Here is a 25,645-nt window from a genome sequence, read left to right as displayed (position 1 = left end):
TGAGGCCCGCTCCGGGCGAGATCAGCGTGGTGTGCGAATTTACGCAGAACCTGCCGTGAGGGCCGTATTGTCAGGCGCGGCCCGCGAGAGTGTCACGCACGGCCCGCGAGCATCTCGGCCACCGCGATGCCCGACGCCCGGGTCGCGCCGTGGGTGATCATGTGTACGGCGCCGAGCGTGGCGCCCGTCGGCACGCCCATCTCCACGACCAGCGCGTCCGGGCGGGTGCGCAGCAGCCGGGTCAGGGTGTCCGACATCCACCGGTGGCGGGCCGCGTCGCGCACGACGACCACCAGGGCGCGCCCGTCCGCGGGGGTAAGGGCCGCGCGGTCAAGGACCTCGTCCGTGCCGTCGTGGCCGTCGAGTTCGGACTGGGTGAGGCGCACGGACGTGGTGTCGGGGCGCAGGTCGCGCAGCGGGTCGGCGACGCCCCAGGGGGTGCCGCCGTCGACGGCCGGGTTCATCACCGGCGACAGCTCCACGACATGCGGCGCCGCGGCGAGCGGAAGAGGGGACTTTGACCCGTCGGCGCGGCGGTGCACCCGCACCGCGCGCCGCGCCGCGACGAGACCGATGTCCGAGCGGTCGCCCGCCCGGGCCACCGCCCGTGACCGCTCGCCCGACCAGGCGGCGAACGCCCGAACCCGCCCGCTCGCCTCCGTGAGCCGCTCCTCGGGCAGCCGCCCGTCGAGCACGGCCTTGACGAGCGCCCCGGCGAGCAGCTCGACCGTGGACTGCTCGGCGCTGTCGCCGCCCACGCACACCGCGTCCACGCCGCCCGCGAGGGCGCGGACCGTCGCCCCGTCGATGCCGTACCGGTCGGTGACCGCGCCCATCTCGATGCCGTCCGTGACCACCATGCCGTCGAAGCCGAGCTCGCCGCGCAGCAGGTCGTTCAGGATGCGGGGGCTGAGCGTCGCGGGCAGCCCGGGGTCGTAGGCGGGCACGACCAGATGGGCCGTCATGATGGCGCGCACGCCCGCCTCCGTCGCGGCGATGAACGGCGGCAGGGCGGTGCGGGCGATCTCCGCGGCGGTGCCCCGGACCTGCGGCAGGCCGAAGTGCGGGTCGACGGAGGTGTCGCCGTGGCCCGGGAAGTGCTTGGCGCACGCGGCGACACCGGCCGCCTGCAGACCGCGGATCCAGGCGGCGGTGTGGCGGGAGACGACATCGCTGCGGGCACCGAAGGAGCGGACGCCGATGACGGGGTTCAGGGGGTTGGAGTTCACGTCGGCGCTCGGTGCGTAGTTCAACGAGACACCCGCCGCGTGGAGTTCCCGGCCGATGTCGTGGGCGACGCTCTCGGTGAGGTCGACGTCGTCGACGGCGCCGAGCGCGAGGTTGCCCGGGCGTGAGGCGCCCGTCCACGCCTCCATGCGCGTGACGTCGCCCGCCTCCTCGTCGATGGCGACGATCAGGTCGGGGTTCTCGGCGCGCAGCGACGCGGTGAGCTCGGCGACCTGCCCGGGCTCGACGATGTTGCGGCCGAACAGCACCACGGCGCCGAGCCCGTCGGCGATCCGGCGGCGCAGCCAGTCCGGGGCCTCGGTGGTGCCCACGAATCCCGGCTGCAGGACGGAGTTGGCGAGCTGCTCCAGGTTCGGGTGACTGCTCGAAACCATGCCGGGACCTCCGGTGGGCGGATGGCTGACCGGGCGGCGGCCGGCCGGTGGACGAGAGCGCGCCGTTGGCGCTGGTCGGGCGCCGGGCGACTTGGTACAGGCCAATCGGATGTTGGCTCAGGCCAATTGGAGCTGTCAAGGAGTGCGAACCTGCAGGAAACGGAAGGTGAACCGGCAGATGGAAGAGGCGTTTTGAGGGTGCGGAGCCGGGTGGGCCGCGTGGGGTCCGGGCGCGGACCGATCAGGCCAGGCCGCCCCGTCGGCCACCGGAGGCCACCTTGTAGGACGCCGTCCCGCGCGGTGGAATGCGCAGGAGCGGGACGGCCCGAACTGCCGTTCCCGCGGCGGCGGCACGGCCCGGCCAGGGCCACGGGCGAAGGAGGCACACCGTGCGACGGTACGAACTCGTCGGCAGGCGGGACATCAGGCTGGTCACCGACGCCCCGGTGCCCGAGCCCGGACCCGGCCAGGTCCTGGTGCGGGTGCGGTCGTGCAGCGTCTGCAACCGCAGCGACCTCGCCTACTACCACTACTACGGGCTCAGAGAGCACTGCGCGACCGGCTGCTACGGCCACGAGATCGCCGGCGTCGTCGAGGCGACAGGACCCGGCGTCACCCGCGTCACGACCGGGCAGCGCGTCTTCGTGCGCACACCACTGACGAGCGGGTACGCCGAGTACGCCCTCGCGCGCGAGATCGCCGTCGGCGCGCTCCCCGACGGCATCCCCTTCGAACAGGGCTCCATCCTTCAGCTCCTGCCGCTCGCCGTGCACGCCACCCGCGGTATCCGACTCGGCGACCGGGTCGCCGTAATCGGCCAGGGTCCCGTCGGCCAGATGGCACTGCGCATGGCCGTCCGGCGCGGCGCGGCGCACGTCGCCGTCGCCGACCTCGACGACTGGCGCCTCGAGCGGTCCCGGCTCGCGGGCGCCGACGCGGTGCACCGGGTCGACGGCGGCTCCGACCGACTGGCCGCCATCGGCGAGGACTTCGCAGCCCGCGGGGAGGAGTTCGACGTCGCCATCGACGCCGTGGGCACCCCCACCACCCTCAACGCCTGTGTCGGCCTCGTGCGCCAGAACGGCCTGGTCGTCATGCTCGGCACGCACCACGTGGACACCCACGTCACCGTCGACCTCGTGACCTGGGAGCGCAAGGGCCTGCGCGTGCACAGCTCCGCCGAACCCGTGGACACCGCGCGCGCCGACGCCCTCGCCGTCGCCGAACGCCTCCTGCGCCACGGCCACGAGACGCTGCGCCTGCCCGACCTGCACACCCACACCTACGCCCTCGACGAACTCCCCAAGGCCATGGAGCAGCTGTCCGCCAGCAGGTCCCTCTACCCGGACGCGGACCGTGCCCCCTTCGACGGGCCGCCGCCCGAGACGCTGAAGGTGGCGATCGTGCCGTGAACCGCGCGCGGGGGCGGGCCCGGTGAGATGGGGGGTCGCCGGGTACGGCGACGTCGTGGAGCGGCGGGTGCTGCCCGCGCTCCGGGCGCTCGGGGAGGAGCCGGTGCGTCTCTGGGGCCGTGACGGCGAGCGGGCCGCCCGTGTCGCGGAGCGCCACGGGGTGCCGGTCGGCGGCGCCGATGTGGACATGTTGATCCGGGACGTGGACGCCGTGTACGTCGCCACTCCTGTTGTCCACCATGTACCGCTGGCTGTGCAGGTGTTGAGGGCCGGTCTCCCCGTACTCGTGGAGAAGCCGTTGGCCGGTGGGCTGGGGGTGGGTGCCGGGGTGGGTGTCGACGGCCTGCCGTGTGCGGGTGTCGCGTACTACCGCAGGCTCGCCCCCGCCGTGCGCCGCCTGCGTGAGGAACTGTGCGGGTGGACGCCGGAACGGGTCGAGGTGCGGTTCCGGTGCGCGTTCGACCCCGGGCCCGGGCATCCGATGCGGTGGCGGACCGACCCGGCCCTGTCCGGCGGCGGGGTGCTCGCCGACGCCGGGAGCCATCGGCTCGACCTGCTCCACCTGCTGTTCGGACGCCCTGAGGAGGTGCGGGCCCGTCTCGGCCGCCGGTTCCCGGAGGGCGCCGAGCGGCTGGCCGATGTGGAGTTGCGGTGGGCCTCGGGGACGCGGGCGCTGGTGCGCGCGGAGTGGAGCGGGGAGCCGCCCGAGGACCGCTTCGAGGTGAGCGGCCGCGGGCGGACGCTCACCCTCGACCCGCTGGACTCGGGCCGTCTGCGCCGCCACGGCGCCGGGGGAGAGCAGCAGTTGACCCTGCCGCCCGCCCCGAACCCCCATCAGCCGCTCATCGCCGACTTCGTCGCCGCCGTCGCGGCCGGGCGGCCACCGGTGTGCCCCTTCGCGCAGGCCCGCCTGGTCGACGAGGTCCTCGTGGCCGCCGAACACTCCGACGCGGCGGGAGGCGGCTCCGTCCGGCTGCCGCTTCCCGCCGACGGCCCGAGCGTGGGCCGAAGCGGGGCTCAGGCGCCGTCGTCCGCCGACCAGGCCCGCAGCCACCGCGGGTCCGGCGTGTCCGACTGACGGATGAAACGCGTGTCGATGGACAGCCGCATCGCGTCCGTCGTCGCGTCCAGCGAGGCGTGGATGATGTGCGGCAGATGCACCATGACGTCGCCCGCCGCGAAGTCCGTCCACAGCCAGCGGCGGCCCAGGCTGCGCGCGGTGAACTCCAGGTCGTGACAGATCTGCCGGCGGTCGCCCGGCCGGTCCGTGGTGTCCCGCAACGGCTCGTACGCCTCGGGCGGCAGCGCGTGCGAACCCTCCAGGTAGACCAGCGCGCCCGATTGGGGCGGGCAGTCGCCGACCGGGATCCAGGTCGTGACGACCTGCGGCGAACCCTCGTCCATGTAGTCGAAGTCGACGTGGGCGCGTGAGGCCCGGCGCACGCCGCGGTGGAAATGGCGCAGGATGCGGCGCGGCAGCATCCGGGCGTCGCCGTCGAGCAGATCGGCCGCCAGCTTGCGCAGCCGGGGGTCGTCGAGGAACCGGTCGAAGGTCTCCGAGCGGACGAACGCGTGCGCGGGATGCCCCGCCACACCGTGCTCGGGGAGCCCGTCGGGCACCCGCCCGGAGAACACCCCCTCGCGCGCGCTGGTGCCCGGCGCGAGATAGCCCGCGGGCAGTTGGGAGAAGTACCTGGCGCGCAGCCGCAGCACCTGCTCACGGTCGAGGAAGTCCGGCAGATACAGATATCCGTCCGCGTGCAGCCGCGTCCGCAGGGCGGCGGGGTCCGGCATCCGATCCGGATCGGTGGCGCGCAGCGGGCCGAACAACTCGGGGGAGAAGGGTATGGGCACGCCGTTCGACGAGAGATTCACGAGGAGTCCTTAGGTCAGCGGATCGTCGTCAGGTCGCCAGTGCGTAGGTCGGCCGACAAGGCCAAGGGAGCCAAGAGGGAAAAGTGGGGCGAGAGGAGTGAGAGGGGGCGACGGGATCGTCAAGAGATGACTGGGCTGTCCACAGGTGTCGAGATCGTCAAGAGGTGGACCGGCTGTCCATGTGCAGTTGAGGCATCAATGGGTTGACGGGTCGTCAAGGGGGAAGTGCCGGTCAGTAGACGCCCTCGACCGCCTCCCCGGGGGGTGTCAGACCGTCGTGGAACGCCTGCACCGCCGCCACGCCCTCCCAGGGGAACCACGGGTGGGGGCCCGTCCTGATCGCGCTGTCGCGCTCCAGGAGGTTCGGCAGGAACAGGTCCTCCAGGAGCGTGGTGACCCGCACCCGTCCGCGCTCGCCCATGGGCACCTCGCGCCAGGGGTCGGCGGGATCGACGACCTGGAGGACCGCGAAGGGCGGCGGCAGGTGGTACGAGTGCCCGGTGCCGCCGGGCAGCGCGGGCGCGCCCGGCACCGCGTCGGCCTGCAGGGCGTGGCCCGCGAGCGTGTTGCCGTACGTGTCGATCCACTGCACGCCGTCCAGGTGTTCCTGGCGCAGGAACGCGGCCTCGGCGGCGCTGCACGTGGTGCCGCCGGTGCACACCGCGCGGATGCCGTAGGTGTGCAGGGGACGCGGCAGCCGCATGGCCAGTTCGAGGAGCAGCCGGGACGTGGTGAAGAGGAGTGCGGGCCGCTCGGCGGCCAGCAGGGTCAGGGTCTGCTCCACCAGGTGCGAGGTGTACGAGTCCGCCTCGCCGCCCGCGCGCAGCGACGCCTTCACCCAGCGCGGGTCGAAGTCGATGGCGTACACGGCGCCCCGCCAGCTGTCCGCGAGGCCCTCCACGAAGTGCCCGTAGGCGTGCGGGCCGCTCGGCGTCATCGCGAGGATGTCGCCGCCCGCGACGCCGCGCGCCTCCAGGACGGTCCGGTAGACCTCCACGTCGTACGCGAGGCGTGTGACGTTCACGATCCGGCAGGGCGCGCCGGTGGTGCCGCCCGTCTCGAAGACCCGGAACGGCCGGTCGCGGTATCCGCGCGGACGCAGGTCCAGGGCGCTCGCCGCGCGCAGCTCGCCCTTGTCGAAGAGCCCGAACAGCTCCAGCGCCGCGAAGCCGTCGACGTCCGTGAGCGGGTCGAAGCCGAGCCGGTCCCGCCGTCCGACCCAGAACGGGGAGCCCGTGTCGGGGTGGAAGTGCCAGCGCATCATGCGGCGCGTCCACACATCGAGGTCGACGGCCAGCTCGGGCACGCGCTCGCGCAACGTGTCGTGCAGGGTGTCGAAGGTGACCTGCGGGGCGTGTTCCTGGCGTGCCGCGGTCGTCATGGGGCTCCTCCTGGTGTCGCCGGCGGTCGGTACACGAACAGGGCTGCGTCGGCGAGGGCACGCGCGGCGTCGGCGGTGGCACCGAGTACGGCGGCGAAGGGGAAGGGGACCTCGTGCCCGATGAGCGGGTGGGACGGTGCGGTGGGGTCGCTCCGGAGCAGGGCCAGTTGGGGGCGTACGTAGACGTCGCCGCCGGTACGGGTGCCGACACCGGTGCCCGTGACCACCGTCGGTTCGCGGGTGAGCAGGTGGTCGCCGGGGCGCAGGCGGTCGCGCACGGACGCGGCGGCGCGGTCGGCCTCGGCGGGGTCGCGGAAGGCGGTGAGCGGCCAGCGGGGGGCGGCCGGGTCGGGGGCGGGGCCGGGGTGGAGGGCGTCGAGCGCCGCCGCGAGTGCCTTGGCCAGTGGTTCCGGGTCGTGGTCCACGCACACGACCGTGCGAACGTTGCTGCAGAACCGGCCCGAATCCGCCGCGATCAACGGCAGCAGCCAAGCCACCATGTCGTCAACAGCGTCAACAGCGTCAAGTGGGTCGGCGGCCCCGGCGGCCCCGGCTCCCGCGCCAGGTGGCACGAGTGCGCAGCCCCGCCCGGGCCCGTGCAGCGCCAGCACAGGGGAGTCCCGCACCGACGCGGCGAGGCCCGCGCCGCCATACACGACATGCCGGTCGGTGAGCTTGAGGAGGCCGTGCAGGGTGTGCTGCTCGGTGGGGTACAGGCCGAGGCGCGCCGGTGGCCAGCCGACGGCCAGGAGCGCAGCCAACAGCCGGGCCGCGGACAGCGGTTCGCGGCGGCTGGGGCGCACCCATACGCACGCGGACCGCTCGGCCTGCTCCAGGACGGAGTCCAGGCAGGTGAAGGTGTTGCCGGGCAGCGCCACCAGGGCGAGCGCGTCGTCCGGCGCGACGGTCTCGCGGCGCGCCGCCCCCTCGTACAGCATCGCCCCCCACCGCTCGACCAGCGGCCCCGGCAGCCCCGCGCTCTCCCACAGGGCCGCCCGGAACGCGTCCGCGCTCTGCGGTCCGATGCCCCCGATGGTGACCGTGCCGTACCGGAACAACTCCAGCGCGGACAGGACGAGTTCGTGGCGGCCGGACAGCGGGGGCAGGTCCGCGCGGACGCCGTCCCACCAGCGGCGGTCGGAGTGGGCGACGATGTGCGGGACCAGGGCGAGGCGTGCGCGCGTGGCGCCGGGCAGCGGCGCCGTGTCGAGGGACGGCTGCCAGTCGCCCCTGCGGTACGCGAAGAGGACAGGAGCCTCGTCGTCCGGCCCCCTCACGACAGCTCGCCGCGCAGGGCCTCGACCACCCGGAACTGCTCGGCCCGGGTGAGCGTTGGATAGAGCGGAAGCGCGATGTGGTGGCGGGCGAACCACCGGGCCTGCTCGAACGGGCCGTCGGCCGCCGCATCGGAGACTTCGGCTGCCGCCCCGGAGGCTTCCGTCCCCGCCCCGACCGCCCCCGAGTCCGCTGCTGCCGCGAAGTACGGCTGGTCGCACAGCAGATGGTCGTACACCTCGCCCGCGAGCGACACGCCATGCCGTTCGCGCAGTCGCTTCTTGAGGAGCGCCCGGTCCACGGGCGCGTCCAAGTAGGCGAGGTACTTGTAGTAGTTGCTGTGAGCCGCCGCGGGCACGGTGTGGGCGCGCACGCCGGGCACGTCGGCCAGCAGCTCGTCGTAGCCGAAGGCGAGGTCACGGCGCGCCGCCAGCGTCTCGTCGAACCGCTCCAGGTCGACCGTGCCGACGGCGGCGTGCAGTTCGCTCAGACGCCAGTTGCCGCCGGGCCGGTCGTGCAGCGTGGAGCCCTGCGCGCTCTTGCCGTGGTCGCGCCAGCGCCGCACCTGCTCCGCGTCCTCGGCGTTCGCGCAGCTCACCAGGCCGCCCTCACCGCTCACCGCGACCTTCGTGGGGAAGAAGGAGAACGCACCGAACCGGCCGAAGGCACCCGCGTACCGGCCGCCGAGCGTCGCGCCCAGCGCGTGCGCCGCGTCCTCCACGACGGCCACACCGCGCCGTTCGCACAGCGCGAGCACGTCGTCGAGGGTCGGCGCGACGATGCCGCCGATGTGCACCGGCAGGACGGCCGCCGTGTCCGGATGGCGGTCGAGCGCGGCGCGCAGGGCGTCCGGGTCGAGGCCGAGGCCGTCCAGCTCGATGTCGACGAACCGTACACGCGCACCCGCACGCACCGCGGCCGCCGCCGTCGCGAAGAACGTGTTGACCGGCACGAGCACCGTGCGCCCCGCCACGCCGACGATGCGCAGAGCGATCTCCAGGGCGGCCGCCCCGGACGCGACCGCGACCCCCTCGCGGCCCGTCCAGGCGCGGCACAGCTCCTCGAAACGCGCGAGGCCCGGGCCCTGTGTGAGATGGCCGGAGGCCAGCGCGGTGTCGACCCGGTCGAGGACCGCGCGGCGCTCGGCCACACCGAAGTGGATCCGCTGCGCCGGGATGTCGCCCGGAGCGGCGGCGGGCCCCGACAGGGTGCGCGTGAAGAAGTCGACCGCGTGCCGCACATGGGTGCCGTGGCCCATGGGCAGTTCGTGGACGTCGAGGCGGTCCTCGGCGTCCGCCGCCGCGTAGCCGCCCCGGACCGTGGCCGCGGCGGCGCGGGCGTCGGCCGGCTCCAGATAGGAGTCGGCGGTGCCGTACTGGAGGTGCAGCGGGGCCGGGGCGAGGGCGGCGTAGAGGTCGCCGAGGTCGGCGTACTCCAGGATGCCGGGCAGCACGGCGCCCTCGTACCCGGTCAACAGGCGTTCGAACAGCGCCGGATAGCTGCCGAGGTGGCTCGCCGCGCACACCGGCAGCGGGCGCGGCGTGAGCAGCGCGGTGTGCAGGGCGACCGCCGCGCCCAGGCTGTGCCCGAACAGGCCGACGCGGTCGGCGTCGACCAGCGGGTGCGCGGTGAGGACGTCCAGGGCGCCCAGGGTGTCGCCGACGAGCGCGCCCAGCAGGGAGCGGCCCGTGAGCGCGAAGGCGTGCGCGAGGAGTGCGCCCTCCTCGCGGCCCGCGCGGCGCTCCTCGTCGAGACCGCCGATGCCGTGCTCGAAGGTCAGCGTGACGAAGCCGGCGCGGGCCAGGTGCTCGGCGATGTTGCGGTCGGGGAAGTCCGGTGGGCGCTCGCCGGTGAGGTGCTCCAGGCGGGCGTTCTTGCCGCCGAACACCAGGACGGCGGGGCCGGGGGTGGCCTCGGTGCGGTCCGCCGGGGCCAGCAGGGTGGCCTGGAAGGCGCCGCGCACCGGGGAGTTGAGGGTCAGGTGCTCGCGCCGCAGGCCGGTCTCGTCGTGGGTGTCCACGGCGGTGATGTCGAGCGGGGTGCGCTCGGTGCGGGCCAGGCGCTCCACGACCGCCCGGACCCTGCGGGACCACGCCGCGTGGGCGGTGGGGTCGGTGCGGGTGGGGGCGAAGCGCAGCGTGGGTTCGGCTCTCAGGAGTCGGCGCACGTGGGTGGTCTGCATGCGGGGGCTAACGCTCCTGTGGGTGCGGGGTGGGTGCGGCGTCGGTGTGGGTGGAGGTGGGGGCCCTCGCGGGGGCGCCCCAGGCCCGCCCCTTCCCGAAACCGGGGGCTGCGCCCCCGGCCCCCGCTGATCGCCGCTTCGCGGCTCGTCCTCAAACGCCGGACGGGCTGAAAGGAGAGGTGGCGGGGGTGAGAGGGGAAGGGCGGGCTTGTAGGGGAAGGTTCGGCGTCGGGTGACAGGGCGAATGGAGTGCGAGCCAGGCGCCCGGGCCGTGCCTGGACGAAGTCCGCGTGGAGCGCCGGGGTGGTCCCCTACACGAAGTCCGCGTGCAGAGTCTGCGGCACCTCGACCGCGTACGCGTCCAGTGCCTCGTCGAGTTTGATCTGGCCGCGTTTGAGGAGCTCGAGCAGCTCGTTCTGCGGGCGGTAGAAACACGACTTGCACAGGTCGGTGCGGTTGGGGTTGGTGGCTTCCCACTCGGCGCGCGGGCCGCCGTCCAGGACCGTGGGGTAGCCGAGGTCGACCACGTCGCCGATGCGGTAGCGGCTGTTGAGGTGGACCTGGGGGCACGGGTAGAGGTGGCCGTCGGCGCCGACGGCCGTCACGAAGCGGCTGTAGTGGCAGCGTTCGAAGTCGCCCTCGACCTCCTCCACCTGGTCCATGGGGCCCCGGTCCAGCTTGGGCACCGACACCTCGAAGGCGTCCGTGGACATCGCGGCGGCCTCGACGAGCGAGCCGGAGATCTCCGCCATGACGGTCTCGATGGTCTCGTGGCCCATCGCGCTGTAGAACTCCGGCTCGAAGCGGACATAGTGGGCGCCGGACTCGTGGGCGATGCGGGCGGCCTCGACGATCTCGCGGTAGTTCTGCATCGTGATCACGTAGTTGAAGCCGATGCGGAAGTCCGGTGCGACGGCGTTGTCGCGCAGCTTGCCGATCGTCCCGATGAACTTGGAGAAGGTCTGCTCGCGGTCGCGCGTGATGTCGTTGAACGTCGCCTCGGTGCCGGCGTTCATGCCGACGCGCACCCAGGTGTGCGTCGCGGTCACACAGTCGGCGACCTTGGGGCGGCCGAGCCGGGAACCGTTGGTGATCAGGCCGATGTGCAGGCCGCTGTCGTGCCCGGCGTAGCAGATGTCGGCGTAGCCCGGGTGGATGGTGCACTCGCCGCTGCCGCAGAAGGTCACGGCGCGGCCGTCGTTCTCGGCGAACTCCTTGAGGAGCGTGATCGCCTTGTCGGTGGTGAGGGAGTCCTTGAACGAGAACAGGTCGTAGAACTGCTCCTCGTTCGGAGAATGGAAGTTGCAGAAGTTGCAACGCATATTGCAGGCGCCCATGATGCCGATTCGCATGTGGACCGGTTTGATCTCCTCACCGGCGACGAATCGTCGTAGGAGATCGCCGTGCGCCATGACTTTCTGTGGCGAGTGTGCTTGATCGAGACTGACGTCCGGGAGGCCTTCGCCGTTCCGGGGCGCTGCCATGGTGATATCGCGGGCACCTTCAGTGCTGTTCACGAACCCCTCCACGCGCTTTTGGCGACGTTTTGCGTTGTCCGATCGACGTCCGCGACAGTAGGAGAGCGCTTCCTGGAGTGTCAATGGGTCTAGACAACCAGGAAGTTGAGTAAACATCTATCGCGCCATGGGATCAGGCCAAATGTGCCGGGCACGTGTTCTTGTCACGTGCCACCGCGCGCCGCACGCGGCGAATTGCCGCGACGGGGCAGGTCAGGAATCGGCGGGGCCGGGTACGGAATCGGTGGAGCGGTTCAGGATTCGCCGCGGGTGACGTCGTCAGGGCACGGGTGCTTGAACGTCTTCTCGAACGTCCGGAAGGTGTCCTGCGCCTTGCGTCCCGGCACGGCCGGGTACTCGATCACCGGTACGGGCTTGCAGACCGGCCACTGATCGGTGTCGTCGGTGTCGGAGGACTTCTCGAAGCCGTACGTGCCCGCGGCGCCCTGGAGGCAGCCGATGCAGCGCGTGGAGTCGCCGGTGTCGACGATGCTCGCGTCGATCAGCGTGTTGTAGACGTCGTCCTTGGTGGGCGTGCGCGCCGGGTCCGGAGTCCTGGTGGAGCCGCCGGTGGGCTCGTTCGCCTCCGAGTACGAGCGGTCGAAGGCGTTGGCCAGGAGCATGAACGCGTCGTGGTACATGATCGCGTAGCCGTCGTCGAGCGACTTCTCGCCGAGGCCGTACGGCTTCTTCAGCTTGTCGAAGACCGACAGGAAGCCGCCGAGACCGTCGGGCGCGGTGCTCTTGTTCCGCCACCACTCGCTCGTCACGGACGCGGCCGCCACCATCGTGGTCTTCGTGTCGCGCAGCATCTGCGTGAGTTCGGGCGTGGTGAGCGTCGGGTCGAGACCGATTCCCACTTTCAGGATGCGCACGGGACTGCTGCGGTCACAAGAAGGCTCCTGTGACAGGCGTTTCACGAGTGCCGGGAGATCCTGGTCGCGACCCGCGAAGAACACCGTGTCCGAATCGGTCACACAGATCTTCTGCGCGGCGGACTGGAATCGCTGCGGGATACCCGCGTCCGGTCCCGTCGAGCCGAGGAACGACGCCGAGCGCTTGCGCAGCCCGTACTTCGCGCCGAATTTCTTCTCGATCAGCTTCTGCAGATTGCGGGAGTACACGTCGTCGGGGCGGCTGTCGAAGACGAGGAAGCCTTTGCCCGCACCGCGGTTCTTCTTCAGGTACTGACCGAGGGCGTCCGCGAGGAGGTCGTTGTTCGGTGAGGTCTTGAAGAAATAGGGGGCGTTCATGTCGGCGGAGGTGATGACCGGACCGACGGTCGCGATCCGGCGGTCGCTGAGCGCCCGCATCGCGTCCCGCGTCTCAGGAGTGCTGCTGGGCAGGCCCATCACCCCGACGAGCGGCGACTCGCGGTCGTCCGTCAGGTCCTCCAGGTCGTCGACCACCGGCTGCCACTTGTCGAGGTCCTTGCCGTCGGGCGCCATCAGAAGCTGATAGTGCGGCCCGCCGCCGCTGTTGGCCCGCAGCTGGGCGGCGTGCGCGCCGGCGAGGGCACGGCGGATCATCGGCGCGGTCATGGCGCTGGAATCGTCCGAGGTGAACGGCATCATCAGCGCGATCCGGCCGTACGGTATCCGCGTCTGGCCCTTCTTCGGCGACTCCCAGGCCTTCTCCACCCTGGTGTTCTCGTCCGCGACGGCCCGGATCAGCCCCTTGATGTCGTCGTTCGCGTCGAACGCGGAGTCCGTGACGCCCACGCACTGGCCGTCACGCTTGGCGAGGCCACCCGCGCAGTCCTCCGGGCGGGTCGCCAGATACACGACCACGCCCACGGCGATCAGGACCAGCGGCACCAGGACGGCGATGGCCTTGTCGAGGGGACCGAACCCGTTGCGGCGGCTCAGGAACATGCTTCCTCACAGTTCGGGCAGCGGGAGGGGGCGCTTGTCACGGACGGCGGCAGGCCAGGTGCGGGCGGCCTGGCTCAGCACCGCCCGCCACGTCTGGTGCCGCAGCGACAGGAAGGCCAGCTCGGCTCCGATGTCGTCGCAGAGGTCGGCCTCCGGCTCGGCCAGCGCGTCGGAGAGATACCACAGGCCGTGCAGCAGCCTGTTGATGCAGCGGTCGATCTCGTCTATGTCGTGGTAGCGGTCGTCGTGGGCGCCCGCGGCCATCGCGGCCCGCTCGTCGTCCCAGTCCGCCGACGGCGGGGCCGGAGCCGTCGCCGCATAGCTCAGGCAGTTCAGCCAGCGCAGCGCGCTCTGCCGGTCCTGCTCCGACTGGAACTCCTCGGACAGCGCCGCCACCACCGTCTTGGCGTCCCCGGCCGCCAGCGTGTGGCGCAGCGCGTCGGCCTCGCTGTCCTCGCCGCGCGTGGTGTGGTGGCGGCGCAGGAAGCCGTGGATCTCCTGCCAGCCGCGGCGCGAGTCGGCGCCGTGCGAGGTGCGGCGCGCCTCGTGCACCAGCAGGGTGTGCAGCAGCGGGTCGGCGGCGAGCGGGCGGTCCTGCGGGGTGTCGTGCTGCCAGTGCTCGGCCTCCAGGTAGTCGGCCGCCGCGTTCGCGGGCAGCTGCTCGGGGCCCTCCAGGCGCAGATGGGCGGCCAGGGCCTGCGCGGCCGTGCTGTCGCGGGCCAGGGACAGCGGCACGAGGCGGGACCGCTGCTGCGGCGAGGGCAGCAGCCGCTCCAGGATCGCCTGCGTGACCGAAGGGCCGTCGGGGGTGGTCAGTTCGAGGAGGTTGCGCGGGCCGAGCGGCCCCTCCGGCGGGCGCGGGGCGGCGCCGCGGGACGCCGTGGCGCGGGTGTGGTCAAGGACGGCGTCGCACAGCACGGCGCTCGCCAGCGGGTGCCCGCCGGTGAGGGTGTGCAGGGCGGACGCCAGATACGGGTGCAGGGGCGCGGACGCGGCGTCCAGCATCAGCAGGATGTCGTCCCGGCTGAGCGGTGTGAGCGGTACGACGAGCAGTCCCGCCGACGGGGCGTGGCCGGTGCGCCGCCAGCGGGTGGAGGTCACCAGGTCCGGCAGTTCGCGGTGCGCGGCCTCGGTGGCCTCCGGCGGCGCGTCGCCGAGCCGGGTGGCGACGACGACCAGCGGGTCGTGGTGGGCGGCGCCGGGCCGGGCGCGGTACTCGAGGATCAGGTCGACCAGGCGGGCGCCGGCGGGGGAGTGGGTGTTGTCGAGCAGGGTCAGCGGGCGCGGGTCGCGGTTCAGGCGCTGCCACTTGCTGCGGGCGGCGGCGATGTCCTCCAGGAAGGCGTGCACGAGGGTCTGCTCGGCCGCGTGCCGGTAGTCGCCGCCGCGGCGGAACCAGTCGGCGAGGCGCACGACGCCGTCCTGGCCGTCGGCCGCCGCGCCCGCGGTGGCGGACTCGGACTCGGCGTACCGCTCCTGGTACCACTGGCGCAGGGGTGCCGCCGCGCGCGAGCGGGTGTACCGCTCGAAGTACTCGGCGAGCGCCGCCTGCGTGACGGCGTGCGCGCCGGGCCGGGAAGCGGCGCCGCCGGCCCCCGCGCCCGCCCCCGCGCGGGGCGCGTCGTCCAGGCGGGTGCGCAGCCGTCCTGCCCACCGCTGGGCGACGTTCGCCTCGGTGCCGGACTCCAGGTGGCAGGCGATGAGGAGGCGGGCGATGCGGGTGGTGGCCCGGCTCCGCCCGTCCGCGGTGCCGCCGTGGCTCGCGAACACGGAGATCAGGCCCGGCAGGAGCAGCGGGAAGCGCCTGCCGAGGCCGGGCGCCAGGGAGCACACCAGCTCCTCCAGGAGCTCGACCACGAGCGCGCAGGCCGCGGTGTCGACGAGGGCGAGCGGAAGCCGCCCCGCGTAGTGGCGCTCCAGGGCGCGCAGGACGGCGGTGCGGCCCATGCCGTGGCGTCCGGTCAGGAGGACGAGCGGAAGGTCCTTGTCGTGCTCCCAGGGCACGCGGGCGCGTTCGGCGTAGGCGAGGCCGGTGAGGCGGGGGAGGAGGGAGTGGAGGAGCGGATCGCGTGCGTACAGCCGAGGCGTTTCGGATGTGTGCATCTCGCCGGATTCCGCTCCCGTCCTTGGCCGCCCGCTGGTGTCTCGTCCCGCCGGTCACGCGGGTTCCGCGTCGCTCCTTCGCTGCTCCTTGCCGGGGTCAACTGCTTTGAGGGTGAAAGAAGTTACACCTCCCACTATCCCCTGGCCAGGGCTTACGGGCGAGCCGATCGGGCATATTACGGCGGATCCGTGACACGGTGCGGTATGCGATCGGGGGCTCGTGGCGGAGCGGGTCCGGAGCCGGTCGGACGGCGGTCGGAACGAGGTCGGACGGCGGTCCTCGGACGGTCCGATTCCGGTGGTTGTTCGGTCGGCTGCCGCTCAGATTTCGACGGGATCAAGGTCGAGAGCGGTCGGGAACCGATCGGGAGCGGGCGCGCGGAGGGGCGCGGCCGCGGGACGCGCGCGGGGGCGTACGCAGAGCCGCGCGCAAGCACGTACGTAGGGTCACGCGCACGCACGTACGCAGAGCCGCGCGCACAGCACGTACCCAGAGCCGCGCGCAGGCACGCCCTCAGTGCCGCGGCCGCACCGTCAACTCCACCCGCGCGGGCAGCTCGTCCGCCTGATGCACCTCGCCCGGATAGTCCAGGCGCACCCGCCGCAGCGCCGGAAGGCCCGCCAGATGCACCAGGTCGACCGTGTCGAACAGGGAGAGGTGGACCTCTTCGAGTCCCGGCAGCCGGCGCGCGATCCGCCGCAGCGACACCGCGGCGCCGGGCCGCGAGCGCACTTCGAGGCCGGTGAGCTGCGGAATGCGGGCGCCCGGCGGGAACAGCATCATGCTCAGCTGCTCGTGCGAGAGCCGCAGGGTGCGCAGCGCGGGCAGCTGGGCGAGCAGCGCGTCCCAGTCGTCCGGCCGCAGCCGGTCGCTCGCGTTGTGCAGGCGCAGCTCCCGCAGCTCCGTCAGGGCGGTGATGGCGGCCAGCTCGACGGCGTCCGGCGGCAGCGCGAGCAGCCGCAGCGCGCCCGGCCGCGGCAGGTCCCGCAGTCCGCGCCAGGGCACCGCGGCGCCCAGGAGCAGCGAGTCGAGGCGCGGGCACGCCGAAAGCCGGGCGAGGGGCTCCAGTTGGGGCAGGTCGGCGAGGGTGAGACGGCGCAGCAGGGGCAGCCGGGTCAGCGGCGCGGTGTCGCTGATGGCGCGGCAGCCGTGCAGGGCCAAGGCCTCCAGGGCGGGGAACGTCGACAGGAAGCCGAGCGACGTCAGCCGCATGTTGCCGCGCAGGCGCAGCTCGCGCAGCCCCTCCGCGTCGAGCGCGCCGACGATGTCCCGCTCGGCGAAGTCGCCCTGGAGCACCACGCGTTCGTACCCGGACATCGCGCTGAGCGACTTCAGCTCGGCCGCCGAGCGCACCGTGACGGCCTCGCCCGCGCCGGCCGCGAGCAGCGGCTTGATGATCTCCTCGGCGTACGCGTCGGTGTCGAACCGGTCCCAGTGCGCGAGGAGCTGGGAGCGCACCGCGGGCTGGCGTGTGGTCACGAACTCGCGCAGCCGGGCCAGGGCCGCGTCGCCGCCGATGCGGCAGATCGCGTGCACCGTCGTGACCTCGGCGTCGCCCGTGAGGCTCTCGGCGCCGGGCAGCAGGCCGAGCAGCAGCGCCCCGGTCTCCGCGAGGGCCCTGGCCTCGCGCATGCTCCGGGGCGGCAGGAGCTGCGCGGCCCGCTCCTCGACGGTCCTGCGGACCTCCGGGTCGAGGCGGGTGGCCTGGCCGAGGGAGGCGAGCGCGAGCAGCCGCAGCCGGGCGCGCACCGTGTCGTCCTCCTCGCGGTCGGCGCGGCCGGTGAGCCGGGTGAGGAGGTCGGCGCGCTCGTCGGGTCTGGCCTGGGCGACGGCCATCTGCAGGACGTCCTCCCATTGGTCGAGGTGCGCGTGCGCGACCAAGGCGCCGATGTCGTGCTCCTCCAGGGCGGCCTTGGCGCCGAGGAAGTCCTGGAAGGTGCGGTGGATGAAGTCCACGGCGCCCTCGGCCGGTTCGCGCAGCAGGCCGGTGCGCACCAGGAGCAGCCGGAGCACGTCGTCGGACGTGCCGACGGCGGCGAGCTGGGGCACGGACGGGCGCAGCTTCTCCACCAGGTCGACGGCGTCCTGCCGCCGCAGGATGGTGCGTTCGTTGCGGATCAGCCAGTACGCGAGGCGCTTCAGGGGCTCCGTCGCGGACATCTGGTCCAGGGGCGGCGGCTGGCGGCCGTACAGGTCGCGCTCGCGGTCGCGGCGCTCCAGGAGCATCGAGAGGGCGGCCTCGTACAGCGCGATCCGGCCCGGCGGCAGGAAGCCGCGGCGCTCGCGGTGCAGCGCGCACATCAGGGCGCACAGCAGCGGGTTGGTGGACAGGCGGCTCAGCTCCGGCGAGGCCCGCAGCAGCGGAAGGAGCTTCCCGGCGAGCTCGTCGCCCGCTCCGGCCGCCTCGTGCCAGCGCCGCACGAACCGCCGTACGTCGCCCGGTCGCATCGGCGTGAGCGTGAACTCGCGGAAGCCCTCGCGGCCGAGCCAGTCCCGGGGCAGCGCGGACGGCCGCGTCGTGACCAGCCACAGGTTGCCGGGGAAGGCGGAGCGCAGCTTCGCCAGCCAGGCCCGCGCGCGGGGCCGCTCGGCCTCCGGGATCTCGTCGACGCCGTCGATGAGGAGCATGCCGCGGCCCGCCTGCAGCACCCGCACCGCCCAGCCCTTGGGCTCGCTGCCCGTCAGCGGGCAGTCGATCCACTTCAGGAAGCCGTCGGGCATGGGCAGTTCGGTGTCCTCGCGGGCCAGCGTGCGCAGCGGGAGCACGAACGGCACCCGGCCGAGGAGCTGCGGCAGATGGCCCGGCACCCGTTCCTGCTGGGCGGTGGTGATGGCGAGCCACTGCACCAGCGTGGTCTTGCCGGTCCCCGCGACGCCCCGCAGCAGCACCCGGTCGTGCGCGGCGAGGGCCGTCTCGACGGGGCCCGCCGTGCGGTCGGACTCCGGGTCGGGGTCGGCGCCGCGGCCGTCGGGGTCGCCGTTGCCCGCCCCGGGGACCGGCTCGGCGGGGTCGCGGGCGGGGGCGGCCTCCAGGCTCAGATAGGCGGTCTCCAGCGGCCAGGCCAGGCTCTGCGGGTCGTGCAGGTCTACGCCGTGGATGGTGAGGCTGCTGTGCTGCGTGACCACGTAGTCGGCGTAGGCCTGCTCGAAGGCGGTGTCCTCCGCGAGGGTCGCGGGCAGCCGCTCCAGGAGCAGCCGCAGTTGCTCCTTCTGCTCGCTCAGGCTGCGGCGCGTCTCGACCTGGGTGCGGGCCTCGAATCCGGGGCGTCGGCTGAACTGGTGGACCAGGTGCAGACAGGCCGTGACGAGCAGCCGGTCGTGCAGGCGGGCGGCGTCGGCGCTGAGCAGCGCGCGGGTCTCCGGGGCGCTGGCGCGGACCAGGGCGGCGGCGAGCTTCTCCGGGCCGAGGTCGTAGGCCTGCACGTCGTCCATGTCGAGTTCGCCGAGGGCGCGCAGGGTGTGGCCGAGGGCGTAGCCGACGGCGTTCTGCTCGTCGGGGGCGATGGGCGGGTCGTGGGGGCCCGCGGCGCGCATCGCGCGGCGCACCAACTCGCGGGCGAGCTGGTAGAGATCGGCTTCGCTGAGGACGCGCTTGTCGCCGGTGAACGACAGGAGCCGCCCGATGCGCACCGGCCGTTCGCCGAACTCGGCCCCCGGCAGACTCTTGGGCGGCAGCAGCAACCGCTTCACCAGCGGCACCATCACCGACGACGCGATCCGAAGCCCCACCGTGCCGGCGTCCACTCAAGCCCCCGTCCGTGACCAGAACCGCCTTCTGGGCACCTTAGACCTTGGTCGCCGAGGGCGCACCGAGGTCGCGTGGAGCACCCGGGGCGCGACTGCGGCGCGGCACCGCGCGTCGGTTAGCCTCACGTGGTGACGACATCTGCCGCATCCCGACGGGCGCCGAGGCTGTTCGGCATCAGTGACCTGCACATCGCCTATGCCGAGAACCGGAAGTTCGTCGACGAGCTCTGGCCGGAACACGAGGGCGACTGGCTGATAGTCGCCGGTGACATCGGCGAGATGATGAGCGACATCGAGTGGGCGCTGCGCACCCTCACCGAGCGTTTCGACACGGTGATCTGGTCGCCCGGCAACCACGAGCTGTGGACGCCCCGCGACGACCCGAACCAACTGCGCGGCGAGGCCCGCTACCGCCACCTCGTGGAGCTGTGCCGGAGCCTCGGCGTGCACACCCCCGAGGACCCGTTCCCGGTCTGGCGCGGCGAGGGCGGCCCCGCGGTGCTCGCCCCGCTGTTCCTGCTGTACGACTACACGTTCCGGCCCGCGGGCAAGCACACCAAGAAGGACGCCCTCGCCTACGCGTACGAGACCGGCGTGGTCTGCACCGACGAGGTGCTCCTGCACCCGGACCCGTACGCCACCCGCGAGGACTGGTGCCGCGCCCGCGTCGCGTTCACCAAGGACCGGCTCGACGCCCTCGACCCCGAGCTGCCGACCGTCCTCATCAACCACTGGCCGGTCGTCCGGGAGCCCACGCGCATCCTGCACTACCCCGAGTTCGCCCTGTGGTGCGGCACGGAGACCACCGCCGACTGGCCCGTGCGCTACCGTGCCGCGGCCGTCGTCTACGGCCATCTGCACATCCCGCGCACCATCTGGCACGAGGGCGTTCCGCACGTGGAGGTCTCCGTCGGCTATCCGCGCGAGTGGCAGCGCGAGCGGCACCCCTCGCCGCGGCTGCGGCAGATCCTGCCCGCACCGCGCCCCACCGGGACCTGACACCCGCGCCCGCCTCCCCTTCCGCTTCCCCGCCCACCCGTCGCCTCACGACGATCACCGTCGTTCTGCGTCAGGGGGCTGTCAGTGCCCCTCGCCGAGTCTGAGCCCACTGCGAACAGAGTGCACAGACCGAGGGATGCGACAGGGGAGCAGCTTGATGCGGTCCAATACGAAAGTTCACGCAGTCACTTACGTTCACGGGGACATGTCCGTTCAAGGGGAGGCGTACGGGCACGGGGAGGCCCGCGCGCACGGGAAGGCCCGCACGCACGGAGTCGCCGAAGTCGGCGTCACCGCCCGTGACTTCGGTGAGGGGCTGGCCCGGTCATGACCAGTCACCAGGTGCAGTTGCTCTTCCTGGACATGGCGCTCATCCTGGCGCTCGCCCGCGGTCTCGGCGCGCTCGCCGCGCGGATCGGACAACCGCCCGTCGTCGGGGAGATCCTGGGCGGCATCCTGCTCGGGCCCACGCTCTTCGGTGGCTTCTTCGCCGACCATCTCTTCCCGTCCGACGTGCGCCCGCTCCTGACGGCGCTCGCCGACATCGGCGTCGCGCTGTTCATGTTCGTCGTCGGCCTCGAACTCGAACACCGGGTCCTGCGCGGCCGCACCCGGGTCAGCGCGGGCGCGGCCCTCGGCTCCACCCTGGTGCCGTTCGTCCTCGGCGTCGGCCTCGCCCTGTGGCTCCTGCGCGACCACGACACGCCGCAGCGCACCGCGTTCATCGTGTTCATGGGCCTGGCCGTGTCGGTCACCGCCTTCCCGGTGCTGGCGCGGATCCTCGCCGACCGCGGCCTGTCCCGTACGGAGATCGGCGGCATCGCGCTCGCCACGGCCGCCCTCGTCGACGTCGTGGCCTGGTCGGCGCTCGCCGGGGTGCAGGCCGTGGTCGGCGGGGCCGACGACTACTGGCGCGTGACGCTGCTCATTCCGTTCACGGCGCTCCTGGTCGCCCTGCGGCCGCTGCTGCGGCGCGTCCTCGACACCGGCGGCGCCACGGGCCTGAGCGCGAACCGGCTCGGCGTGCTCCTCGTCGGCGCGCTGCTCTGCGCCGCGGCCACCGAGGCCATGGGCATGCACTACATCTTCGGCGCCTTCCTCTTCGGCGTCGTGCTGCCGCGCGACGGCGCGGGGGCGCTGCGCGACGAGGTGTGCGAGCGCACCGGGCACGTCACCTCGCTCCTGCTGCCCGTGTACTTCGTGGTGGCGGGCCTCAAGGTCGACCTGCGCGGGGTGGGCGTGAGCGGGCTGCTCGAACTCGCTGTGATCCTGCTGGTCGCCGTCGCCGGGAAGTTCGGCGGGACCTACGTCGGGGCGCGCTCGCAGGGCCTGACGCCGCACGGCGCGGGCAAGCTCGCGGCGCTGATGAACACCCGCGGCCTCACGGAACTCGTGATCCTCGGCGTCGGCCTGCAACTCGGCCTCCTGGACCAGTCGCTGTACTCCCTGATGGTGGTCATGGCCCTCGTCACCACGGCGATGACGGGCCCGGTGCTCGGGTTCCTGGACCGGCGGGCGGCACGGCAGGACAACGTGGCATCCACAGTCTCTACGGGATCGGCGGCATCGGCGGGATCTACGGGATCTACGGGATCAGCGGCATCCGGGGCGTCCGGGGCACTTCCGGAGACCGCGGAGGGCGGCGTGGCCGCTGAGTCGGCAGGTGTCCGGAGCTAGCGCCGGACATAGAGTGGACGGCGCATGCCACCAGCGGTCGCCGCTCCCCGGCGGGCCGTCCGCGCGGCACCCCCGCGCGGCACGGACGCCGGGGAGCGGCGCGCCACCCACCCGCACGAGGGGACGCCGCACGTGAACCCAAGCGCACCCGCCTCCCGCTTCACCGGCAAGGTAGCCGTGGTCACCGGTGGCGCCTCCGGCATCGGTGCCGCCACCGCCGTCCGCCTCGCCGCCGAGGGCGCGGCCGTCGTCGTCTCCGACGTGGACGCGGACCGCGGCGAGCCGGCCGCGGAGGGCATCAGGGCCGGCGGCGGCAGCGCGGTGTTCGTCCGCGCGGACGTCGCCGACGCCGCCGACTGGGACCGGGTCGTCGCGGCCGCGCACGCCTTCGGCCCCGTCGGCGTCCTCTCCAGCAACGCCTACGCCTGCGAGGTCGCCCCCGCCCACGCCATGACCCAGGCCTCCTGGGAGCACCAGCTCGCGGTGAACCTCACCGGTACGTTCCTCGGCGTCAAGGCCGTCCTGCCCGACCTGCGCGCCCACCGCGGCGCCGTCGTCCTCACCTCCTCCGTGCACGCCCGCACCGGCATCCCGGGCCGCCCCGCCTACGCGGCGAGCAAGGGCGCCCTGGTCTCCCTGTGCGGGCAGCTCGCCGTCGAGTACGGGCCCGAGGTGCGGGTCAACGCCGTCCTGCCGGGGCCGATCCTGACGCCCGCGTGGGAAAACGTGGGCGAGGAGGACCGGGCGCGCAGCGTCGAGGGGACGGCGGCCGGGCGGTTCGGGGCGCCGGAGGAGGTCGCGGCGGCCATCGCGTTCCTCGCCGCCGACGAGGCGTCGTACGTCACGGGGACGAGCCTGACCGTGGACGGCGGCTGGAGCGTGGTGAAGGACTCCGCCTGAGGGGAGCCGACCGCCGCGCACCCGGTCCGCCTGGGCCCGCCCGGGCCCGAACCGCCGCGCACCCCACCGCCCACCGCCCCGAGCGAGGAGAGACGGACACACCATGAGGATCGACCGCGTGGAGACCTTCCTCGTCCCGCCCCGCTGGCTGTTCTGCCGCGTGGAGACCGACGCCGGCGTGGTCGGCTGGGGCGAACCCGTCGTCGAGGGACGTGCCGAAGTGGTGCGCGCCGCCGTGGACGTACTCGCCGAGTACCTGATCGGGAAGGACCCGCTGCGGATCCAGGACCACTGGCAGGTCCTCACCAAGGGCGGCTTCTACCGCGGCGGACCCGTCCTCTCCAGTGCCGTCGCGGGCATCGACCAGGCCCTGTGGGACATCGCGGGCAAGACGTACGGCGCGCCCGTGCACGCCCTGCTCGGCGGGCCCGTACGGGACCGGGCGCGGGTGTACGCGTGGGTCGGCGGCGACGAGCCCGCCGTGCTCGCCGAGCACATCGCCGAGCAGGTCGAGGCGGGCTTCACCGCCGTGAAGATGAACGCGGCCGGAGCGACGTCGCCCCTCACCACGCCCGCCGAGACCGCCGCCGTCGTCGACCGCGTCGCCATCGCCCGCGAGGCCCTCGGCCCCGACCGGGACGTCGCCGTCGACTTCCACGGCCGCTTCACCCCCGCGAGCGCCCGCCGCGTCCTCGCCCAACTCGCCCCGCTGCACCCGCTGTTCGCGGAGGAGCCGCTGCTGCCCGACCAGAGCCACCTGCTGCCCGCCCTGGTCGCGGCGAGCCCCGTCCCCATCGCCACCGGCGAACGCCTCTACAGCCGCGCCGAGTTCCTGCCCGCCCTCACCGCGGGCATCGCGGTCGCCCAGCCCGACCTGTCGCACGCGGGCGGCATCACGGAGGTCCAGCGCATCGCCGCCCTCGCGGAGACCCACGGCGCCCTGCTCGCCCCGCACTGCCCGCTCGGCCCGATCGCCCTCGCCGCGAGCCTCCAACTCGCCTTCACCACCCCGAACTTCCTCATCCAGGAACAGAGCCGCGGCATCCACTACAACAAGAGCGCCGACCTCCTGTCGTACGTCGTGGACACCGAGCCGTTCCGCTTCACCGACGGGCACGCCCACCGCACGGACCTGCCCGGGCTCGGCGTCGAGGTCGACGAGGACGCCGTGCGCGCGTCCGACCGGAGCGGGCACGCCTGGCGCAACCCCGTGTGGCGGCACCAGGACGGCTCCTTCGCCGAGTGGTGAGGCCCGCGAGGGCCGAGGGGGCCCTCTTCCCGGCGGGCCGCACGACCCTGTCGCCGGGGCGCGTGGCGCACCTACCCTGGTAGCCGCCCGAGGGGGGGAGCCGCATGAGCGAACGCGCCCGCAACACCGGCCCCGGCACACGCGACCCCGGTCCCGGCAAGGGGGAACGCGTCGCCGACTGGGCGGACGGCCGCCTCGGCGTGCACACCCTCGCCAGGACCCAGATGCGCAAGGTGTTCCCGGACCACTGGTCCTTCATGTTCGGCGAGATCTGCCTCTACAGCTTCCTGATCCTCATCCTCACCGGCGTCTGGCTCACCCTGTTCTTCGAGCCGAGCGGCCTGGAGGTCGAGTACAACGGCTCGTACGAACCCCTCAAGGGCGTCCTGATGACGCGCGCCTACGAGTCGACCGTCGACATCAGCATGGAGGTGCGCGGCGGTCTGCTGATCCGGCAGATCCACCACTGGGCGGCGCTCGTGTTCGTCGCCGGGATGCTCGTGCACATGATGCGGGTGTTCTTCACCGGCGCGTTCCGCAAGCCGCGCGAGCTCAACTGGGTGTTCGGCTGGACCCTGTTGATGCTCGGCCTCATCACCGGACTCACCGGCTACTCGCTCCCCGACGACCTGCTGTCCGGCACCGGCATCCGCTTCGCGCAGGGCGCCATCCTGTCGATCCCGGTCATCGGCACATACCTCTCCTTCTTCCTCTTCGGAGGGGAGTTCCCGGGCCACGACATCATTCCGAGACTCTTCGCCGTGCACGTCCTGCTGCTGCCGGGCATCATGCTGGGCCTGGTCGTGGCCCATCTGATCCTGGTCTTCTACCACAAGCACACCCAGTTCGCCGGTCCTGGCCGCACCGAGAAGAACGTGGTCGGCGCGCCTTTCCTGCCCATCTACATCGCCAAGGCCGGCGGCTTCTTCTTCCTCGTCTTCGGCGTCCTCGCCATGATGGGCGCCATCGCCACCATCAACCCCGTGTGGGCGCTCGGGCCCTACCGCCCCGACCTCGTCGGCACCGGTGCGCAACCCGACTGGTACCTCGGCTTCTCCGAGGGGCTGATCCGGGTGATGCCCAGCTGGGAGATCAACGCCTGGGGGCACACCCTGCAGTTGGGGGTCTTCATCCCCTTCGCGCTGTTCCCGCTGATCATGGCGGCGATCGGGGCGTATCCGTTCATCGAGTCCTGGGTCACCAAGGACAGACGCGAGCACCACATCGCCGACCGGCCGCGCAACGCGCCCGTCCGCACGGGCCTCGGCGTGGCCTGGCTGACGCTGTACGGCGTCCTGATGGTCGGCGGCGGCAACGACCTGTGGGCCACGCACTTCCACCTCTCCATCAACGCCATCACCTGGTTCGTGCGCGTCGCGTTCTTCGTCGCCCCGCCGCTCGCCTTCGTCGTCACCCACCGGATCTGTCTGGGACTGCAGCGCCGCGACCGCGACAAGGTCCTGCACGGGCGCGAGAGCGGCCTCATCAAACGCCTGCCGCACGGCGAGTACATCGAGGTCCACGAGCCCCTCAGCCAGGCCGAGCGGTACACGCTCACCGCGCACGAACAGCCCCGGCCCCACGAGGTCGGGCCCCTGGTCGACGCCAACGGCGTGGCCCGCAAGGTGCCCCGCTCGGAACGGCTGCGGGCGCGGCTCTCCCGGGCGATGTACGGCCCAGGCGCGCAGGTGCCGAAGGCCACGGCGGAGGAGTACCGGCGCATTCACAGCGGGGACGGGCACCACTGACACGCACCGGACCCCTGCGCGGCCCGGTGCGCGAGGTGGCGTTCCGTCAGGCGCGGCACCCTGGAAGACTGCCCGGGTGGATT

At 73.0% G+C, this 25,645-nt stretch carries 17 protein-coding genes; 8 read left to right on the top strand and 9 right to left on the bottom strand.

The window, feature by feature from the left end; all coding sequences use genetic code 11:
* Positions 1 to 92: 92 nt before the first annotated feature.
* Positions 93 to 1,622, bottom strand: a complete 1,530-nt coding sequence (locus tag AB6L24_RS06620; RefSeq protein WP_405653147.1) for a glycoside hydrolase family 3 protein — start codon at positions 1,620 to 1,622, stop codon at positions 93 to 95.
* Positions 1,623 to 2,011: 389 nt separating this feature from the next.
* Between AB6L24_RS06620 and AB6L24_RS06615 the strand changes: the two genes are divergently transcribed.
* Positions 2,012 to 3,034: a zinc-binding dehydrogenase gene (locus AB6L24_RS06615; protein ID WP_405653145.1), complete on the top strand. Its 1,023-nt coding sequence runs from the start codon at positions 2,012 to 2,014 to the stop codon at positions 3,032 to 3,034.
* A 22-nt stretch (positions 3,035 to 3,056) separates the two neighbouring features.
* A complete protein-coding gene (locus AB6L24_RS06610) occupies positions 3,057 to 4,112 on the top strand; it encodes a Gfo/Idh/MocA family protein (RefSeq protein ID WP_405653143.1) in 1,056 nt (351 codons plus the stop codon).
* Here AB6L24_RS06610 and AB6L24_RS06605 read toward each other — a convergent pair.
* The 8 genes from AB6L24_RS06605 to AB6L24_RS06570 all read right to left on the bottom strand — a co-directional run bounded on the left by AB6L24_RS06605 (position 4,052) and on the right by AB6L24_RS06570 (position 18,986).
* A complete protein-coding gene (locus AB6L24_RS06605) occupies positions 4,052 to 4,909 on the bottom strand; it encodes a phytanoyl-CoA dioxygenase family protein (protein ID WP_405653140.1) in 858 nt (285 codons plus the stop codon). The two genes, AB6L24_RS06610 and AB6L24_RS06605, sit on opposite strands and share 61 nt — an antisense overlap.
* A gap of 232 nt (positions 4,910 to 5,141) precedes the next feature.
* Entirely contained in the window at positions 5,142 to 6,290 is a 1,149-nt protein-coding gene (locus AB6L24_RS06600; protein ID WP_405653138.1) for a hypothetical protein, read from the bottom strand.
* Positions 6,287 to 7,567 (bottom strand): hypothetical protein, encoded by a 1,281-nt coding sequence (locus AB6L24_RS06595; protein WP_405653135.1) that lies wholly within the window; start codon positions 7,565 to 7,567, stop codon positions 6,287 to 6,289. The genes AB6L24_RS06600 and AB6L24_RS06595 overlap by 4 nt, the downstream gene beginning before the upstream one ends.
* Positions 7,564 to 9,747 (bottom strand): aminotransferase class I/II-fold pyridoxal phosphate-dependent enzyme, encoded by a 2,184-nt coding sequence (locus AB6L24_RS06590; RefSeq protein WP_405653133.1) that lies wholly within the window; start codon positions 9,745 to 9,747, stop codon positions 7,564 to 7,566. Before AB6L24_RS06590 ends, AB6L24_RS06595 begins: the two co-directional genes overlap by 4 nt.
* A gap of 311 nt (positions 9,748 to 10,058) precedes the next feature.
* On the bottom strand, positions 10,059 to 11,099 hold the full coding sequence (locus AB6L24_RS06585) for a radical SAM protein (protein ID WP_405653131.1): 1,041 nt from the start codon (positions 11,097 to 11,099) through the stop codon (positions 10,059 to 10,061).
* 419 nt (positions 11,100 to 11,518) lie between these two features.
* Entirely contained in the window at positions 11,519 to 13,138 is a 1,620-nt protein-coding gene (locus tag AB6L24_RS06580; protein ID WP_405653128.1) for an ABC transporter substrate-binding protein, read from the bottom strand.
* A gap of 6 nt (positions 13,139 to 13,144) precedes the next feature.
* Entirely contained in the window at positions 13,145 to 15,241 is a 2,097-nt protein-coding gene (locus tag AB6L24_RS06575) for an ATP-binding protein (protein WP_405653125.1), read from the bottom strand.
* Between the two features lie 514 nt (positions 15,242 to 15,755).
* Positions 15,756 to 18,986 (bottom strand): NACHT domain-containing protein, encoded by a 3,231-nt coding sequence (locus AB6L24_RS06570; RefSeq protein ID WP_405653123.1) that lies wholly within the window; start codon positions 18,984 to 18,986, stop codon positions 15,756 to 15,758.
* A 132-nt stretch (positions 18,987 to 19,118) separates the two neighbouring features.
* Here AB6L24_RS06570 and AB6L24_RS06565 point away from each other — a divergent pair, with 132 nt between their 5' ends.
* The 6 genes from AB6L24_RS06565 (at position 19,119) to AB6L24_RS06540 (ending at position 25,562) form a co-directional block, all read left to right on the top strand.
* A complete protein-coding gene (locus tag AB6L24_RS06565; RefSeq protein ID WP_405653120.1) occupies positions 19,119 to 19,988 on the top strand; it encodes a metallophosphoesterase family protein in 870 nt (289 codons plus the stop codon).
* A 205-nt stretch (positions 19,989 to 20,193) separates the two neighbouring features.
* A complete protein-coding gene (locus tag AB6L24_RS06560) occupies positions 20,194 to 20,319 on the top strand; it encodes a hypothetical protein (RefSeq protein ID WP_405653118.1) in 126 nt (41 codons plus the stop codon).
* Complete coding sequence (locus tag AB6L24_RS06555) at positions 20,316 to 21,665, top strand: cation:proton antiporter (RefSeq protein WP_405653115.1); 1,350 nt, start codon at positions 20,316 to 20,318, stop codon at positions 21,663 to 21,665. Before AB6L24_RS06560 ends, AB6L24_RS06555 begins: the two co-directional genes overlap by 4 nt.
* Before the next feature lie 24 nt (positions 21,666 to 21,689).
* Entirely contained in the window at positions 21,690 to 22,565 is an 876-nt protein-coding gene (locus AB6L24_RS06550) for an SDR family NAD(P)-dependent oxidoreductase (RefSeq protein ID WP_405653112.1), read from the top strand.
* Between the two features lie 103 nt (positions 22,566 to 22,668).
* Positions 22,669 to 23,814: a galactonate dehydratase gene (dgoD, locus tag AB6L24_RS06545; protein ID WP_405653110.1), complete on the top strand. Its 1,146-nt coding sequence runs from the start codon at positions 22,669 to 22,671 to the stop codon at positions 23,812 to 23,814.
* A 104-nt stretch (positions 23,815 to 23,918) separates the two neighbouring features.
* Positions 23,919 to 25,562, top strand: a complete 1,644-nt coding sequence (locus AB6L24_RS06540; protein ID WP_405653107.1) for a cytochrome bc complex cytochrome b subunit — start codon at positions 23,919 to 23,921, stop codon at positions 25,560 to 25,562.
* Positions 25,563 to 25,645 lie beyond the last annotated feature (83 nt).

The organism is Streptomyces sp. RK9, assembly GCF_045070545.1.
GTDB classification, from domain to species: domain Bacteria; phylum Actinomycetota; class Actinomycetes; order Streptomycetales; family Streptomycetaceae; genus Streptomyces; species Streptomyces alboflavus.
This window is presented reverse-complemented; position numbering and strand designations above follow the sequence as displayed.

Bases quoted from the DNA above. Each gene is read 5' to 3' on its own strand.
- AB6L24_RS06620 (WP_405653147.1), bottom strand. From the start codon at position 1,622: ATGGTTTCGAGCAGTCACCCGAACCTGGAGCAGCTCGCCAACTCCGTC.
- AB6L24_RS06600 (WP_405653138.1), bottom strand. From the start codon at position 6,290: ATGACGACCGCGGCACGCCAGGAACACGCCCCGCAGGTCACCTTCGAC.
- AB6L24_RS06590 (WP_405653133.1), bottom strand. From the start codon at position 9,747: ATGCAGACCACCCACGTGCGCCGACTCCTGAGAGCCGAACCCACGCTG.
- AB6L24_RS06585 (WP_405653131.1), bottom strand. From the start codon at position 11,099: ATGCGAATCGGCATCATGGGCGCCTGCAATATGCGTTGCAACTTCTGC.
- AB6L24_RS06580 (WP_405653128.1), bottom strand. From the start codon at position 13,138: ATGTTCCTGAGCCGCCGCAACGGGTTCGGTCCCCTCGACAAGGCCATC.
- AB6L24_RS06575 (WP_405653125.1), bottom strand. From the start codon at position 15,241: ATGCACACATCCGAAACGCCTCGGCTGTACGCACGCGATCCGCTCCTC.
- AB6L24_RS06560 (WP_405653118.1), top strand. From the start codon at position 20,194: ATGTCCGTTCAAGGGGAGGCGTACGGGCACGGGGAGGCCCGCGCGCAC.
- AB6L24_RS06555 (WP_405653115.1), top strand. From the start codon at position 20,316: ATGACCAGTCACCAGGTGCAGTTGCTCTTCCTGGACATGGCGCTCATC.
- AB6L24_RS06550 (WP_405653112.1), top strand. From the start codon at position 21,690: ATGCCACCAGCGGTCGCCGCTCCCCGGCGGGCCGTCCGCGCGGCACCC.
- dgoD (WP_405653110.1), top strand. From the start codon at position 22,669: ATGAGGATCGACCGCGTGGAGACCTTCCTCGTCCCGCCCCGCTGGCTG.
- AB6L24_RS06540 (WP_405653107.1), top strand. From the start codon at position 23,919: ATGAGCGAACGCGCCCGCAACACCGGCCCCGGCACACGCGACCCCGGT.